General features: G+C 44.4%; 12 protein-coding genes. 9 read left to right on the top strand and 3 right to left on the bottom strand.

Features of this window, described 5'->3' with window-relative positions; all coding sequences use genetic code 11:
• The first annotated feature begins 194 nt into the window (after positions 1-194).
• The 8 genes from DZ860_RS08885 to cobA all read left to right on the top strand — a co-directional run bounded on the left by DZ860_RS08885 (position 195) and on the right by cobA (position 10668).
• Positions 195-2642, top strand: coding sequence for a DmsA/YnfE/YnfF family dimethyl sulfoxide reductase (locus DZ860_RS08885; protein ID WP_120030584.1), 2448 nt, complete (start codon positions 195-197; stop codon positions 2640-2642).
• A 10-nt stretch (positions 2643-2652) separates the two neighbouring features.
• Positions 2653-3270 (top strand): DMSO/selenate family reductase complex B subunit, encoded by a 618-nt coding sequence (locus DZ860_RS08880; protein ID WP_120030583.1) that lies wholly within the window; start codon positions 2653-2655, stop codon positions 3268-3270.
• Between the two features lies 1 nt (position 3271).
• Positions 3272-4117, top strand: coding sequence for a DmsC/YnfH family molybdoenzyme membrane anchor subunit (locus tag DZ860_RS08875; RefSeq protein WP_120030582.1), 846 nt, complete (start codon positions 3272-3274; stop codon positions 4115-4117).
• Between the two features lie 240 nt (positions 4118-4357).
• Positions 4358-5632 (top strand): MgtC/SapB family protein, encoded by a 1275-nt coding sequence (locus tag DZ860_RS08870; protein ID WP_120030581.1) that lies wholly within the window; start codon positions 4358-4360, stop codon positions 5630-5632.
• 262 nt (positions 5633-5894) lie between these two features.
• Positions 5895-8453 carry a nitrite reductase large subunit NirB gene (nirB, locus tag DZ860_RS08865; protein ID WP_120030580.1) on the top strand — a complete coding sequence of 853 codons (2559 nt, stop codon included), beginning with the start codon at positions 5895-5897 and terminating at the stop codon, positions 8451-8453.
• Between the two features lie 2 nt (positions 8454-8455).
• Positions 8456-8794 (top strand): nitrite reductase small subunit NirD, encoded by a 339-nt coding sequence (gene nirD, locus DZ860_RS08860; protein WP_120030579.1) that lies wholly within the window; start codon positions 8456-8458, stop codon positions 8792-8794.
• A gap of 185 nt (positions 8795-8979) precedes the next feature.
• The gene (locus DZ860_RS08855) at positions 8980-9834 is read left to right on the top strand and encodes a formate/nitrite transporter family protein (RefSeq protein WP_120030578.1); all 855 of its coding nucleotides are present in this window, start codon (positions 8980-8982) and stop codon (positions 9832-9834) included.
• 69 nt (positions 9835-9903) lie between these two features.
• A complete protein-coding gene (gene cobA / locus DZ860_RS08850; RefSeq protein WP_120030577.1) occupies positions 9904-10668 on the top strand; it encodes a uroporphyrinogen-III C-methyltransferase in 765 nt (254 codons plus the stop codon).
• Between the two features lie 284 nt (positions 10669-10952).
• On the opposite strand, the gene pta is transcribed toward cobA, so the two are convergent.
• On the bottom strand, positions 10953-13112 hold the full coding sequence (gene pta, locus DZ860_RS08845; protein WP_120030576.1) for a phosphate acetyltransferase: 2160 nt from the start codon (positions 13110-13112) through the stop codon (positions 10953-10955).
• A 135-nt stretch (positions 13113-13247) separates the two neighbouring features.
• On the bottom strand, positions 13248-14444 hold the full coding sequence (locus tag DZ860_RS08840) for an acetate kinase (RefSeq protein WP_005594698.1): 1197 nt from the start codon (positions 14442-14444) through the stop codon (positions 13248-13250).
• Between the two features lie 365 nt (positions 14445-14809).
• Between DZ860_RS08840 and yfbV the strand changes: the two genes are divergently transcribed.
• Entirely contained in the window at positions 14810-15262 is a 453-nt protein-coding gene (gene yfbV / locus DZ860_RS08835; protein ID WP_120030575.1) for a terminus macrodomain insulation protein YfbV, read from the top strand.
• Between the two features lie 158 nt (positions 15263-15420).
• On the opposite strand, the gene ald is transcribed toward yfbV, so the two are convergent.
• Positions 15421-16545, bottom strand: coding sequence for an alanine dehydrogenase (gene ald / locus DZ860_RS08830; protein WP_120030574.1), 1125 nt, complete (start codon positions 16543-16545; stop codon positions 15421-15423).
• Position 16546 lies beyond the last annotated feature (1 nt).

Raw genomic sequence — 16546 nt, 5'->3', positions numbered from 1 at the left:
AATAGTTGTTCGTTTTCCGAATGTCTCGAAATTATTGACTAATATCTCAAATTATTAAAAGTTATGAATAAATTATATTCAATTGCGTCATTTGTTGACCTGTCTCAATGTTGGTGCTACCCCTAAAGGGGTAAAAAGCCGCGTGAGCGAGTTTTATAAAGACTCGTGAAAACAAGCAATTGAGTAATCATAATATGAATAATAAATTGAAAACGTTATTGACTGGCGGTCTGACGAGAAGAGATTTTATGAAATCTTCCGGTGCCGTTGGTGGGCTTGCAGCAACAGCGGGCACAATGTCTTTACCTTTTAAGTCCAACCCAGTCGCTGCGGCTACAACTGCCACTGTTGAAGAAAAATTGGTTTGGAGCTCATGCCCCGTTAACTGTGGCAGCCGTTGTCCACTGAAAATGCGTGTGGTTGATGGTGAGATTAAATCACTAGAAACGGATACTTATGGTGAAGACGTCTATGGTGATCACCAAGTGCGTGCTTGCCTTCGTGGACGCTCAATGCGTCGACGCGTCTATAACCCAGATCGCTTGAAATACCCAATGAAGCGCATCGGTAAGCGTGGTGAGGGTAAATTTAAGCGAATTTCATGGGAAGAAGCCTATGATGAAATCGCGGCAAACTTGACTCGAATCCTTAAAGATTACGGTAACGAAGCGGTTTACATTAACTATGGTACGGGTGTTTTAGGAGGGACAGTCACTAAATCATGGCCTCCTGGTGCATCACCAATTGCACGAATGATGAATTTACTCGGTGGTTACCTTAACCATTATGGTACTTACTCTTCGACTCAATACACCCATGGTCTTGATTATACCTACGGTGGCGGTTGGGCTTACGGTAACTCGTTCTCGGATATGAAGAACAGTAAACTGATTGTTCAATTTGGTCATAACCCAGCGGAAACCAACATGTCTGGTGGTGGTATCATTCACTACTACATGGAGGGAAAAGAGCAGTCGAAAGCACGTACTATTATTGTCGACCCTCGTTATACCGACACAGCTGGTGGTCGCGAAGATCTATGGATCCCACTACGTCCAGGTACCGACGCTGCATTTGTTGCGGGTATGGCGCATGTGATGATCAGTGAGGGGATTGTTGATCAACCATTCCTAGACAAATATTGCGTTGGCTATGATGAGAAAACGCTACCTGCTTCCGCACCAGCGAAAAGTGATTACAAGTCGTACATTCTAGGTGTCGGTCCTGACGGGATCGAGAAAACACCTGAATGGGCATCAAAAATCACAGGTATTCCGGTTGATATCATTGTTCAAACGGCGCGTGAAATTGCGTTAACTAAGCCTTGTGCGATTCACCAAGGTTTGGGCATTCAACGCCATGCTAATGGTGAAATTGCGGCGCGTTCAGTTGCTATGCTATCAATCCTAACTGGTAACGTTGGTGTCGCGGGTGGCGGTACTGGTGGTATGCCAGGTTCGTACTACTTCAACTTTGCGTCATTCCCAACATTTTCTAACCCAGTAGAAACTTCGATTCCGGTTTTTGGTTGGTCAGAAGCGATTTATCGCGCGACAGATATGACAGCGTTGAAAGATGGTATTCGTGGTCGTGATAAGTTGGAAGTCCCGATTAAGTTTATCTGGAACTATGCCGGTAACTGTTTAGTAAACCAACACTCTGATATCAACCGTACACACGATATTCTGCAAAAAGAAGACGATTGCGAAATGATTGTGGTGATTGAAAACCACATGACCGCATCGGCTAAATACGCGGATATTTTATTGCCGGACTTAACCACATCTGAACAGTCTGATTTCTTAATGTCATCTGAAGCGGACTTCATGCCATTTATGATTTTTGCTAGCCAGGCAATCAAGCCACAGTTTGAATGCCGTGGCGTTTATGAGATGTGTGCAGATATTTCAAAACGCATGGGTGTTGGTCAAGAGTTTACCGAAGGCCGCGATCAAGAAGGTTGGTTGAAGCACTTATATGCCGAAAGCTTGAAGATGAATCCATCATTACCAAGTTATGACGAAATGCGTGAAATGGGCATTTTCCGACAAAAAGCGCCGAAAGATACCTTTGTTGCTTACGATACTTTCCGTCAAAACCCAGAAGAGAGTCCTCTAGGTACGCCATCTGGCAAGATTGAAATTTATTCAGAGCGACTGGCGGAATTGGCGGCTACATGGGAATTGCCTGAGGGAGACGTCATACATCCTCTTCCAATTCAAGCCTCTGAGTTTGAGGGATGGGACTCACCAGTGCGTGAGAAATTCCCATTGCAATTGACCGGTTTCCACTACAAAGCGCGTACACACTCGACTTATGGCAGTGTGGCAGTATTGAAAGAAGCGGCACCACAAGAAATGTGGATTAACCCAGTGGATGCGAACGAGCGAGGAATCAATAACGGCGACTTGATTCGTATCTTCAATGACCGTGGTGAAGTGCATATTCCAGCCAAAGTAACACCACGCATCATTCCTGGTGTGGTTGCTTTAGGTGAAGGCGCTTGGTACGCACCTGACAAAAATAAAGTCGACAAAGGTGGCTGTATCAACGTTTTGACATCACAGCGTCCAAGTCCATTGGCAAAAGGCAACCCACAGCACACCAACTTAGTTGATGTGCAACTTGTGAAGAAGGCATAAAGGTTAACCCATGAAACAATACGGTTTTTATATTGATTCTAGTAAGTGCACCGGTTGTAAAACGTGCCAACTTTCTTGTAAAGATGAAAAAGATCTGGATGTCGGCTCTAACTATCGCCGTGTTTATGAATACGCCGGTGGCAACTGGGTAAACGATGGTGACACGTGGCGCCAGGATGTTTTCTCATACTATGTATCGATGGCTTGTAACCACTGTACTTCTCCTGCTTGTACCAAAGTGTGTCCAAGTGGTGCGATGCATAAGCGTGAAGAAGATGGCTTTGTTGTGGTTGATACCGATAAGTGTATCGGTTGTCAGTACTGCTCGATGGCTTGCCCTTACGGTGCGCCACAATACAATGCAGAAAAAGGTCATATGACCAAGTGTGATGGTTGTTTTGAGCGAGTTGCTGAGGGTAAACAACCCGTTTGTGTTGAATCTTGTCCACTGCGAGCATTGGAATTTGGCCCTATTGATGAACTGCGTGCGAAGTATGGTGATGTCGCGGAAGTTGCGCCGTTACCGCCTGCTTCTCTAACGCAACCAAATATTGTAATCAAACCTAACCGCCATGCACGTCCTTGTGGAGACACCACAGGTCATTTGGCAAACCCTAAGGAGGTTTAATATGGCATGGCATGAATGGCCGCTGATTGTTTTTACAGTCTTGGCTCAGACTTCAGTGGGTGCGTTTTTGGTGCTCAGTGTGCTGTTGTTGGCAAAGCAATTCCCATCAAGAACAGAACAGCGTTTGCATAAAGCAATGTTTGGTTTGTGGGTCGTAATGGGCGTTGGTTTTCTATCGTCAGTGATGCACTTAGGCAGCCCATTTCGAGCTATGAATGCTCTTAATATGGTAGGAAGTTCATGGCTATCGAATGAAATTGCTGGTGGTTCAATGTTCTTTGCCCTCGGTGGTTTGTTCTGGTTATTGTCTATCGTCCGTAAAGGTGCGGAAGGTGTCCGTAAGAGTTTGATGCTTGGTGCGATGGCAGCAGGCTCATTCTTTATGTATTCCATGATTATGGTGTACATGATTGATACGGTACCGACTTGGTATACCGGCCTAACGCCAGCCGCTTTCCTGCTAACTATGGTGGTGAGTGGGGTGGCGTTGGCTCACTTACTACTGACTATCGCTCAGCACGAAGTGACGCCAGTGAATACAGTTCTTCCGCTATTAGGTTTATTTGCTGCGTTTGGTGTTGCGATCTCTACTAGTATGCTATCGGTTCATTTAGGTGGTATTCAAACGAGCGTGACATCAGCTTTGGCGATAGTACCAGATTTGGCTACGCTTCAATTTACCCGTTTAGCGATTCTTTCGTTAGGCGTCGTGATTTGGTTAGTTCCTGTGTTTGTGAAGAAAGCGCCGACGGTAGCTCCAATGGCTATCGCATTTGTTCTGATTCTAGCGTCAGAATTAATTGGACGTGGTGTATTTTTCGGAATGCATTTGAGCGCCGGTATGTAATACCAAAGAAACAGATGTGAATCTAAGCCCTGATTATATCGGGGCTTTTTTTATGCAAACGAACGATAATTGCGGACTTATCGTCGGAATGTATTAACTGTTTCACAGTTCCTTTTTGCTATTGGCATACACTGTTATTGAAGCAATTTGCTTATCGCGGAATGTACCTCTAGATGACCTAAAAATAGGCACTAGAGTAGACAAATTAGAGGGTTGATATGCTGCGGATGTGAGGTGTATATGGAGCTCAATACATTCATTGTTGAACAACACACTATTTGGAATCTTTTGGTCGCTTTGTTACTCGGTGCGATCGTTGGAACACAGCGCGGCTGGGTAATGCGTCACAACGCTGACGGCAGTCGGGTGGCTGGTATCCGCACCTTTTCTTTAGTTGGCCTACTGGGTGGTTTAGTCGGTGTTCTTGCTAAACACTATTCTCCGTTACTGATTGGATTTGCTTTAATTGCACTGGTCGTTTTGGCGTGCATTGCATTTGTTATTCAACAAAAACAAAGTGAAGATATCAGCATTACTGGTGTGGTCAGTTTAATCGTCACTTATGTGCTGGGATGTCTTGCTGTTACTGGTGAGGCTGTGCTTGCCGCATCTGCTGCTGTCATTACAGCCCTTGTTTTGGATAACAAAAAAGAACTTCACCACGCATTACAAAAATTGCAAGAGTATGAACTCGATGCAGCATTGCGGCTTTTGCTTATTTCCATTGTTTTATTACCATTATTACCCAATCAAGCTTATGGACCTTGGCAAGCATTAAATCCATATGAAATCTGGTGGATGGTAGTTCTGATCGCCAGCATTTCATTTGTGGGTTATTTTGCTATCAAGATTGGTGGCGCTAAGCGGGGGATTTTATTCACCTCTGTTTTTGCTGGCCTGAGCTCTTCGACCGCTTTAACGCTCCAGTTTTCTCATCTTTCCCGCGAGCACCCGAGCATGAGTCCTTTACTCGCTAGTGGGATACTCCTTAGCTGTGGGACTATGTTCCCTAGGTTGCTGATTGTGTTGTCAGTATTGAATTCAAACTTAGTGCTTCTCTTGTGGCCCATCGTTTTGATCATGATGTTGGTGCTCTACATTCCTGCTTGGTGGATTTGGCGGCAGAGCCATGTTGAATTTGTCGATAAACCGAATAAACAAAATAACCCATTGGCACTTAAGTCCGCATTATTTTTTGGCGGCATCTTGGCGTTAATTATGTTGGCATCTCATGCTTTATCTGATTGGTTTGGTAGTACAGGAATACTGCTCTTGTCTGCCTTATCTGGTATTACCGACGTGGATGCAATTTCATTAGCGTTAGGACGACAAAGCACTCAAGGGCTTAGTGTTACTACGGCGGCACTAGGTATTTTTATCGCCGCTTCTATGAACACGATAGTTAAAATGGGAATGGTTTTAAGTATCGGGGACAAACAACTTAGTTATAAAGTTGGGCCAGTAATGCTGGGCTGTGTTGCTGCTGGCGGGATTTTATTTATAGTTCTTTATTAATCTTTCATTCTGCGCAATAGAGCATTTAATCTGCTAATTTTTTGAATTCTGATATGAAAGGTTATTAATAAATATTAACTTGAAACTGGTTTGAAATGCCTATTTTGTGTGTAAATTACACGCTGCTCCTTGTTTATAGTTAACTAACTCACCGTCTACCACTTTAGGGTAGTATTATTTCGTAATTGATTTACATCATCTTTTAATTTTATTTCATAAATGACAATGCTCATAGAAGAGAACCTAACCCTTAGGAAGTACTATGAGCAAGTTGAAGCTGGTCGTTATCGGCAATGGCATGGTGGGGCATCGTTATCTCGAAGATCTTGTCGAGAAGAGTGATGTATCAACCATGGAGATCACGGTTTTTTGTGAAGAACCACGCGTCGCATACGACCGTGTTCATCTGTCCTCTTACTTTTCCCATCATACGGCAGAAGAGCTTTCATTAGTTAAAGAAGGCTTTTATGAGAAACATGGTATTAATGTTCTGATTGGTGAACGTGCTATTAGTATCAATCGCGAAAAGCAGAATGTTTACTCAAGTACAGGCCGTGAAATTCATTACGATAAACTCGTTCTTGCTACAGGTTCATTTCCTTTTGTTCCACCGATTAAAGGTAATGAAAGCAAAGATTGCTTTGTATACCGCACCATTGAAGATTTAAAAGCCATTGAAGCTACAGCAAAGAACAGCAAAAGTGGTGTGGTGATCGGTGGCGGATTACTTGGTTTAGAAGCGGCAGGTGCATTGAAAGCACTTGGCGTACAAACCCATGTTGTTGAGTTCGCACCAAAGTTGATGGCTGAACAACTTGACCAAGCGGGTGGTGATCAACTTCGCCAGAAGATTGAGCGTATGGGCGTTCAAGTACATACCAGTAAAAATACGCTTGAGATCGTGCCTGAGGGTAAAGATGCTCGTAATGTGATGCGTTTTGCTGATGGTACTGAGCTAGAAACTGACTTCATTGTTTTCTCTGCAGGTATTCGTCCGCAAGACAAGCTTGCGCGTCAAATGGGGTTAGGTATCGCCCCACGTGGTGGTATTGAAATCAACAACCACTGCCAGACGACTGACGAGAATGTATACGCTATTGGTGAGTGTGCTTCTTGGAATCGTACTTTTTATGGGCTTGTAGCACCAGGTTACAAAATGGCGACGGTAGCTGTCGATCATTTACTGGGCAATGAAAGCCAATTCGAAGGCGCTGATATGAGTGCCAAGTTGAAACTGCTTGGGGTAAAAGTAGGCTCAATTGGTGACGCAAATGGTCGCACTCCTGGGTGCAAAAGTTACGTATACCAAAATGAAGAACAAGAAGTATACAAACGTATCATCGTATCTGAAGACGGAAAGACCTTGTTAGGTGCGGTTATGGTCGGAGATACGTCAGACTACGGTGACTTATTGCAACTGAAACTCAATGCGATTGAGTTACCAAAACATCCAGACACCCTAATATTACCGGCTCACGCGGGAGCAGAGAAACCAACATTGGGTGCGGATTCATTGCCAGAGAGCGCAGTGATTTGTTCATGTTTTGATGTGACCAAAGGCAAGATCGCTGCAGCGGTCGCAGAGGGGCATCATACTCTCGCTGACATTAAAGCGGTCACTGGCGCTGGTACAGGTTGTGGTGGTTGTATCCCTCTTGTTACTTCGGTTTTAAATGCWGAACTTGCGAAATCAGGTATTGAAGTAAAAAGCGATGTTTGTGAGCACTTTGCCTACTCTCGCCAAGAGCTGTTCCACCTAATTCGCATCGAAGAAATTAAAACATTTGATGCACTATTAGATAAATATGGGCAAGGATATGGCTGTGAAGTGTGTAAGCCATTAATTGGTTCAATCCTCGCGTCCTGCTGGGGTGAGCACATCCTTAAACCGCAATTGGTTAAGTTACATGACACCAACGACAACTTCCTAGGTAATATCCAAAAAGATGGTACTTACTCGGTGATTCCACGTATGGCGGGTGGTGAAGTCACACCCAAAGCACTTGGCGTACTGGCAGAGGTTGCTGCGGAATATAACCTATACACCAAAATTACCGGCGCTCAGCGTATTGGTTTGTTTGGTGCGCAAAAAGATGACCTTCCGGCGATTTGGAAAAAGTTGATTGCCGCTGGGTATGAAACTGGACAAGCCTACGCGAAAGCACTTCGTATGGCGAAGACTTGCGTGGGTTCCACTTGGTGTCGTTACGGCGTTCAAGATTCTGTTGGCTTAGGTGTGTTAATTGAAAACCGTTACAAGGGCATTCGTACTCCTCATAAGATGAAGTTCGGTGTGTCGGGTTGTACACGTGAGTGTGCTGAAGCGCAGGGTAAAGACTTGGGTATTATCGCAACTGATGCAGGCTGGAACATGTACGTGTGCGGTAATGGCGGGATGAAGCCTCGTCACGCCGATCTATTGGCGACGGATTTGGACCAAGAAACTCTCATCAAGTACATCGACCGCTTCATGATGTTCTACATTCGCACCGCAGCACCACTGCAACGTACATCAATATGGATGGATAACCTTGAGGGTGGTGTTGATTACCTACGTGAAGTCATTGTTGAAGATAAGTTAGGTATTAACCAGCAATTAGAGGCCGATATTGATTCTTTAGTGGGTAACTTCAGTTGTGAATGGAGCAATACCATTAACGATGAGGCTCAGTTAAAGCGTTTTGCTCACTTTGTTAACTCAGATCTTCGTGATGACAACGTTGTATTTGCTCCAGCGCGTGAACAGCACCGTCCTGCCACTTACACCGAAAAACACCCGACTGCGAAAGGCGACATTGTTCATGTCGTATTGGAGAAATAAACATGGCTAATGGAAAAACTACATTTCAACCTGTGTGTGACATCGCCGATATCATCCCTGGAACTGGCGTCTGCGCACTATTTAATGGTGAGCAAGTTGCTCTGTTTCGACCTACAGAAGCCGAAGAAGTTTTCGCGATCAGTAACCACGATCCGTTTGCCCGTTCAAACGTCCTATCTCGTGGCTTGATTTGCCAACATCAAGGCGAACTTTGGGTGGCAAGCCCGCTGAAAAAACAGCGTTTTAATCTCCAAACAGGTCAGTGCATGGAAGATGAGCGTTTTAGCGTAAAAGCCTATCCGGTGCGAGTTAAAAATAGCCAAGTAGAGTTAGCAAATTAATAGTTTAACAAACTATTGACCTTACTACTGCTATGCCTCTCCTCTTTGAGGGGAGGGGCATAGCTAGATTGAATAGGTAAAGATTTCTTGTTCACCAACCCAGCAAGATTCATTGATGATGGGGCGTCTGGATTTGGAAGTCTTTCGCTATTCAATTTCTATTTTTAACTTTTCGGAGAGACATGATGTCTTACTTAAAACCGGCTGAATTTGTTCAGACTATGATTGACACTGGCGAAGCAAAAGTACGAACGTCGACTCGTGATTTGATATTGCGTGGCACTATGGCGGGCATTATTTTATCGTTAGCGGTTGTTGTTGCGATTACCACCATCACCCAAACGGGTATTGGTATCGTTGGGGCGCTTGTGTTCCCAGTGGGCTTTTGTATTTTAAGCCTGATGGGTTATGACCTTGTGACTGGCGTATTTGGTTTAGCACCACTCGCTAAGTTTGAACAGCGTAAAGGAATCACATGGGGACGCGTGCTGCGTTGTTGGGGTTATGTTGGTTTAGGTAACTTGATTGGTTCTTTATTAGTAGCATTTCTAATCGCCCTTACGTTTACCATGAATTTTAGCGTTGAAGCGGGTGCTGTTGGTCAAAAATTCATTGCCGTGGCGACTTCTCGTACAGTTGGTTATGCAGAACATGGTATGAACGGCTGGATAACGGTCTTTGTCAAAGGCATTTTATGTAATCTGATGGTGTGCTTAGGTGTTATCGGTAATATGACAGCACGCACTGTTGCTGGCAAAATTGCTGCAATGTGGCTGCCTATTTTTATCTTCTTTGCGTTGGTTTTTGAACACGCAGTTGTGAACATGTTCTTATTCCCATTAGGTATGATGCTGGGGGCGGATTTTGGAATCGCGACATGGTTGAACTACAACCTTATCCCGACCATTTTGGGCAACCTTGTTGGTGGATTGCTATTTACCTGTGTTCCTCTTTACTTAACTCACGCAAAAACAGCACCATCACTAAACGTAGATAACGATACGTTGACTAACGCTGAACCAGTACTGAGCTCGAACTAATTGCCATTTAAGCCCCACAGTTTCCGTGGGGCTTTATTCTATACCCCAATTTAATTGATAGGCATCGCGATGACGACTAATCATAAATGCATTCCAAACCAAGGCTTTGTTTCACTTGTTGGTGCAGGTCCAGGTGATCCTGATTTATTAACGGTAAAAGGTTACCGAGTCATCCAACAAGCAGAAGTGGTGGTTTACGATCGCTTAGTCTCTGAAGATATTCTGGCGTTAGCCAACCCAAATGCTGAGATGATTTATGTCGGTAAAAAGTTAGATTTTCACTGCGTCCCACAAGATCAAATCAATCAGATTTTGGTTGAGAAAGCATTAGAGGGTAAACGAGTTGTTCGCTTAAAAGGAGGGGATTCGTTTATTTTTGGTCGTGGGGGAGAAGAGTTGGAAACCTTAGCGGAAAGAAGTATTGCTTATGAGGTGGTACCAGGTATTACTGCTGCTGCGGGGGCAACGGCGTACGCTGGGATTCCACTTACGCATCGTGATTACGCGCAAAGTGTGCAGTTTATTACTGGCCACGTTCAAAAAGATGGTCGAGAGATAGAATGGTCGTCACTAGCCCAGTCCAACAACACTTTAGTTTTTTATATGGGATTGAAGCAAAGCTCCCATATTACACGTCAGCTTACCGCCCATGGTCTTGATGCTGATATTGCATGTGCAATTATTGAAAACGGAACCCGTAAAGAGCAGCGAGTCTTTCGCGGCAAGTTGAGCGAGTTACCGACCATGGCATTGCAAGCACAAAGCCCAGCTTTGATTGTGGTGGGGAATGTGACTCAACTACATGAAAAGCTGCATTGGTTTAAGCAAGATTAACCTTAAACAGGGATAACTTAACCCTCTTAGCACCATTGTTTTGAATCTAAGGATGGTGTCTAGCTGGACATCGAAAACTAGGGTGTTGAGTCTATTAGGTATTGAGTCTATGAGGTGTCTAACTTGTTGATCATCAAAGCCAAATCAGCATTCTCATCTCGAGATCAGGCAGATATACCTATCTAGATTTTACTGCGAGAGTACATTGAAAATGAAACATAAAAAAAGCCTCCAAATTTTTGGAGGCTTTTTATTTACTCAATTCAGTAATGAATCAGTAATAATTATTTCGCTTGGTCAGCTTGGTCAGCTTGGTCAGCTTGGATAGCCGTTAGTGCTACTGTGTACACGATATCGTCTACTAGAGCGCCACGAGACAAGTCATTTACTGGCTTGCGCATACCTTGAAGCATTGGACCGATAGAAACTAGGTCAGCTGAACGTTGTACTGCTTTGTAAGTCGTGTTACCAGTGTTTAGGTCTGGGAATACGAATACAGTCGCTTTACCTGCTACTGGAGAGTTTGGAGCTTTAGAAGCAGCAACGTTTTCCATGATAGCAGCATCGTACTGTAGAGGACCGTCGATGATAAGATCAGGACGTTTCTCTTGAGCTAGTTTAGTTGCTTCACGTACTTTATCAACGTCTGCACCCTTACCAGATTCACCAGTAGAGTAAGAGATCATTGCTACGCGTGGTTCGATACCGAATGCCGCTGCAGAGTCAGCAGATTGGATAGCGATTTCAGCAAGCTGTTCAGCAGTAGGATCTGGGTTGATCGCACAGTCACCGTAAACCAATACTTGGTCAGGCAGTAGCATGAAGAACACAGAAGATACGATAGACGCATTTGGTGCAGTCTTGATGATTTGGAACGGAGGAACGATAGTGTTTGCTGTGGTATGAACCGCACCAGAAACTAGACCATCAACTTCACCTGCTTCAAGCATCATAGTGCCTAGGAATACAGAATCTTGAAGTTTCTCACGAGCCACAACTTCAGTCATGCCTTTCGCGCCACGTAGCTCAACTAGACGAGCTACGTAGTTTTCACGTACTTCATCAGAGTTGATGATAGTTACGCCAGCACCTAGTTCAACACCTTGTTGAGCAGCAACGCGTTTGATTTCTTCTGGGTTACCTAGAAGTACACATTCAGCGATGCCGCGCTCAGCACAGATTGCTGCCGCTTTCACTGTACGTGGTTCGTCACCTTCTGGAAGCACGATACGCTTGCCTGCACGACGAGCAAACTCAGTTAACTGGTAACGGAATGCTGGTGGGCTTAGGCGGCGAGATTTTTCAGTGCCTTCAGTCATTGACTCAATCCAGTTGCCGTCGATGTGACCTGCAACGTGATCGTTAATGAATTCGATACGCTCTTTATCATCTGCTGGTACTTCGATGCTGAAGCTTTGTAGATTCAGCGAAGTCTGCCAAGTGTTACCTTGTGCTTTGAAGATTGGAAGACCAGTATCCAGAGCAGGCTTACATAGGTCAGCAATCTCAACTGGGATGTCATAACCGCCAGTCAACAGGATTGCACCGATTTCAACGCCATTCATTGCAGCTAGAGAAGCAGCAACGATTACGTCTGGACGATCTGCAGAAGTAACAAGTAGAGAACCTGGTTTGAAGTGCTCAATCATGTTTGGCAGAGAGCGTGCACAGAATGTGATGCTCTTAATGCGACGAGTCGCGATATCGCCAGCGTTGATGATGTCAGCGTTTAGGTGCGAAGCCATGTCGATCGCGCGAGTTGCGATTAGATCGATAGACCAAGGCACACAGCCAAGTACACGAATTGGAGAAGTGTTGAAGATTTCCATCACTTTCATTTCGTTAGTTTGTGCGCCATCAGCATCGTCAAACATTTCAGATAGATCTGGACGAGTACGGCCAGCTTCATCAACAGGAGCGTTTAGCTTGTTGATGATAACACCAGAGATGTTTTTGTTCTTAGTACCGCCGAAGTTAGAACATGCTACTTCGATACGCTCTTTAAGTTGAGCTGGATTATCAAGACCAGGAGTCGCAACCAATACGATTTCAGCGCCAAGTGTTGCTGCAATTTCAGCGTTCACTTGGTTAGCGAATGGGTGCTTACGAGTTGGTACTAGGCCTTCGATTAGCGTTACGTCTGCATCTTTGTTGATTTGGTTGTAACGTTCTACGATCGTTTCTAGCAGCTCGTCCATGTTGTCGTTACCGATTAGGCTTTCAGCAACAGACATTTGCATTGGAGTACCGATCTGCATATCGCTGTTAACACCAACGATAGTCGAAGTTAGATCAGGTTGATCGCCGCCACTACGTGGTTGTGCGATTGGTTTGTAGAAAGAAACTTTAACGCCCTTGCGCTCCATTGCGCGAAGAACACCCATACTTACGCTAGTAAGACCAACACCAGCGCTAGTAGGGATAAGCATAATAGTACGAGACATCGACTAATTACCTTACATTATTGGATTAAAAGCTCAATTACGTATTCCATGATTGTTCATGGAATAGGAGTTGAGCCCCTAAATTTCTATTTATAGAAAAAACTGGCCAGCCCGAAGGCTAGCCAGTTGAGTCAATTACAGACCTGCTAGACGTGCAGTGTCTTCAGCGATAACTAGCTCTTCGTTAGTAGAGATAACCATTGCTGGGATGCGGCTGTTTGCAGTAGTGATAGTACCTTCACCACCGAAACGTGCTTTAAGGTTTGCTTCGCTGTCTACTTCGATACCGAAGATAGCTAGACGGTTAAGAACCATTTCACGGATTGGGCCAGAGTTTTCGCCGATGCCGCCAGTGAAAGTGATTGCGTCTAGACGACCTTCTAGAGAAGCAGTGTAACCAGCTACGTACTTAGCTAGACGGTGACAGAACACGTCCATTGCACGAGTTGCTTCTTCTTTCTCACCGTAGTTGTCTTCAACGAAACGACAGTCAGAAGTCACTTCAGTTAGACCTTGTAGGCCAGACTCTTTAGTTAGCATGTTGTTGATTTGCTCAACAGAGTAACCTAGTGCGTCGTGTAGGTGGAAGATGATCGCAGGATCGATATCGCCACAACGAGTACCCATTACTAGACCTTCAAGAGGAGTAAGACCCATAGAAGTATCTACAGATTGACCGTTCTTGATTGCACATACAGATGCGCCGTTGCCTAGGTGACAGTTGATGATGTTAACTTCTTCAACTGGCTTGTTTAGTAGGCCAGCAACTTCACGAGTGATGAATAGGTGTGAAGTACCGTGCATGCCGTAACGACGGATGCCGTGCTCTTTGTATAGGTTGTATGGAAGAGCGTATAGGAACGACTCTTCAGGCATAGTTTGGTGGAACGCAGTGTCGAATACAGCAACGTTTTGTAGCTCAGGGAAGTTGTGTTTAGCAGCTTCGATACCGATTAGGTGAGCAGGGTTGTGAAGAGGTGCGAAAGTTGCAGCGTCTTGGATGCCCTTAAGAACTTGATCACAAATAAGTGCTGATTGAGTGAACTGCTCGCCACCGTGTACGATACGGTGACCGATCGCGCCTAGGTTAGCTTTAAGCTCTGGCTTAGAAGCAAGAATAGTTTCTACCATGAAAGATAGTGCTTCTTCGTGTGCAGCGCCTGCGCCTAGTTGAGCTTCGTGCTTACCATCAAGTTTCCACTTCATGCGAGCTTCTGGAAGACCTAGACATTCAGCAAGACCTGTTAGGTGCTCAGCACCAGTTTCTGCATCAACAATCGCAAACTTAAGAGAAGAACTACCGCAGTTTAAAACTAAAACTAGCTTAGACATGTATGACTACCTGTTAATCGTCTGATAAAAATCAGTTAGGATGAAAATTAACCACAACAAGAATGGCCGTATCGTTTGGATACTAGACCATCCTTATTAAAAACTTCAATTTCCGTATACGTAACACGTCGCTTTACCATAAAAACGACTTGTGCAATCCTTGCAGAGGTCTCACAAAGTTGCCTAAATTGTAAATAAGAGCAACAATGAGATTGAGGGTCTGCAAAGGATAGCGATAATGGACAAATATAACAAAAAAAATTTGAAAGAATATTAACTTTCGTCAATTTTTTATGCGTAAAGTTGAATGTTTCAACTATTTTTGTATAACCGATCTTACATAACGAGCTAAGTGAGTGAGTAGAATGAGCAATAAAGTAAGTTTAGCCCATAGCCTTAGAGACGGTCAGAAGTACATGAATACGTGGCCGATGCGCAAAGAGCTTAATCTGCTTTTTCCAGAACAGCGCATTATTAAGGCAACTCGATTTGGTATAAAAGCGATGCCTGCGATTGCAGCCATCAGTGTTCTAACCCAAATGACATTTAATAATTACCAAGCGTTGCCTCAATCTGTCGTGGTCGCGCTGTTTGCCATCAGTTTGCCGCTACAGGGAATGTGGTGGTTAGGTAACCGTGCCAATAAGCAACTACCACCGGGTCTTGCAGGTTGGTATCGTGAAATTCATCAAAAAATAACAGAAAGCGGATTTGCACTTGAGCCGTTAAAGTCTCGACCTCGTTACAAGGAATTGGCCGTGATTCTAAACCGAGCGTTTCGCCAATTAGATAAAACCTCTCTTGAACGTTGGTTTTAGAAGGTTAATTTGAAGATGTCATCCACCTAAAGCAAAGATGTGTCGCTAGAGTGGATGATGGATGAGTTATGGATAGATAAAAAAAGCGCTCAGAGAGCGCTTTTTAATAAGAGGTGGAAAATCGTAAAGAAACGTTGTCTTTACGTAGTTGTACCGCTTTAGTTAAACATTTCAATTGCTTTGATAGGGTCAACGTACTCTAGATTAAAAGACTCTGCGACTTCTTTACATGTCACTTTACCGTGGATGACGTTCAAGCCTTCCAAGAAACCTTTATCTTCAAGTAGTGCTTTACGGTAACCTTTGTTCGCTAATTTCACGATGTAAGGTAATGTCGCGTTATTGAGAGCAAATGTAGACGTTCGTGCTACTGCACCTGGCATGTTGGCAACACAATAGTGCACGACATTATCAACAACATAAGTTGGATCGGCATGCGTGGTTGCGTGAGAAGTTTCGAAACAACCGCCTTGATCAATGGCAACATCGACAACAGCGGCACCGGGTTTCATTTTGGATATATGCTCCCGCGTAACCAATTTAGGAGCTGCTGCACCTGGAATTAGAACAGCACCAATAACAAGATCTGCTTCAAGTACGTGTTTTTCAATGGCATCTTCAGTTGAATAGACCACTTTTGCTCGTCCTTGGAACTCCTCGTCTAATTTGCGAAGCGTATCAATATTTCTATCTAGAATCGTTACATCAGCACGCATGCCAACAGCCATGCGAGCAGCGTTGGCGCCAACCACACCGCCACCTACAACAACAACTTTCGCTGGTTCAACCCCCGGTACTCCACCAAGTAATAAACCACGGCCACCATGAGATTTTTCTAAAGTTTGTGCGCCAGCTTGGATCGACATGCGTCCAGCGACTTCAGACATTGGTGCAAGTAGTGGCAAGCGACCCATATTATCTGTTACAGTCTCATATGCTATACAGACAGCTTTGCTCTTGATTAGCTCATCAGTTTGTGGAAAATCTGGTGCTAGGTGCAAATAAGTAAATAATATTTGCCCTTCGGTGAGCATAGCGCGCTCAACAGCTTGAGGTTCTTTTACCTTTACGATCATTTCAGCTGTAGAGAAAACGTCTGTAGCAGTAGGAAGAATGGATGCACCTACAGCGATGTAATCATCGTCTGAAAAACCGATGCCAGCACCAGCGCTGGTTTCAACAAAAACTTGGTGACCTTGAGATACCAGCTCGCGAACGCTTGCTGGGATCATACCCACTCGATACTCGTGGTTCTTGATTTCTTTAGGTACTCCAATGATCATC

It is taken from the genome of Vibrio sinensis (genome assembly GCF_003605645.1).
In the GTDB taxonomy this organism is placed as follows: Bacteria; Pseudomonadota; Gammaproteobacteria; order Enterobacterales; family Vibrionaceae; genus Vibrio; species Vibrio sinensis.
Note: the sequence above shows the minus strand (reverse complement) of the source record. Positions and strands in the feature narration are given on the sequence as shown.

What these genes read in the sequence shown, in the direction of transcription:
- cobA (WP_120030577.1), top strand. Translation starts at nt 9,904, where the DNA reads ATGACGACTAATCATAAATGCATTCCAAACCAAGGCTTTGTTTCACTT.
- ald (WP_120030574.1), bottom strand. Translation starts at nt 16,545, where the DNA reads ATGATCATTGGAGTACCTAAAGAAATCAAGAACCACGAGTATCGAGTG.
- DZ860_RS08875 (WP_120030582.1), top strand. Translation starts at nt 3,272, where the DNA reads ATGGCATGGCATGAATGGCCGCTGATTGTTTTTACAGTCTTGGCTCAG.
- DZ860_RS08870 (WP_120030581.1), top strand. Translation starts at nt 4,358, where the DNA reads ATGGAGCTCAATACATTCATTGTTGAACAACACACTATTTGGAATCTT.
- nirD (WP_120030579.1), top strand. Translation starts at nt 8,456, where the DNA reads ATGGCTAATGGAAAAACTACATTTCAACCTGTGTGTGACATCGCCGAT.
- DZ860_RS08855 (WP_120030578.1), top strand. Translation starts at nt 8,980, where the DNA reads ATGTCTTACTTAAAACCGGCTGAATTTGTTCAGACTATGATTGACACT.
- yfbV (WP_120030575.1), top strand. Translation starts at nt 14,810, where the DNA reads ATGAGCAATAAAGTAAGTTTAGCCCATAGCCTTAGAGACGGTCAGAAG.
- DZ860_RS08880 (WP_120030583.1), top strand. Translation starts at nt 2,653, where the DNA reads ATGAAACAATACGGTTTTTATATTGATTCTAGTAAGTGCACCGGTTGT.
- DZ860_RS08885 (WP_120030584.1), top strand. Translation starts at nt 195, where the DNA reads ATGAATAATAAATTGAAAACGTTATTGACTGGCGGTCTGACGAGAAGA.
- DZ860_RS08840 (WP_005594698.1), bottom strand. Translation starts at nt 14,444, where the DNA reads ATGTCTAAGCTAGTTTTAGTTTTAAACTGCGGTAGTTCTTCTCTTAAG.
- pta (WP_120030576.1), bottom strand. Translation starts at nt 13,112, where the DNA reads ATGTCTCGTACTATTATGCTTATCCCTACTAGCGCTGGTGTTGGTCTT.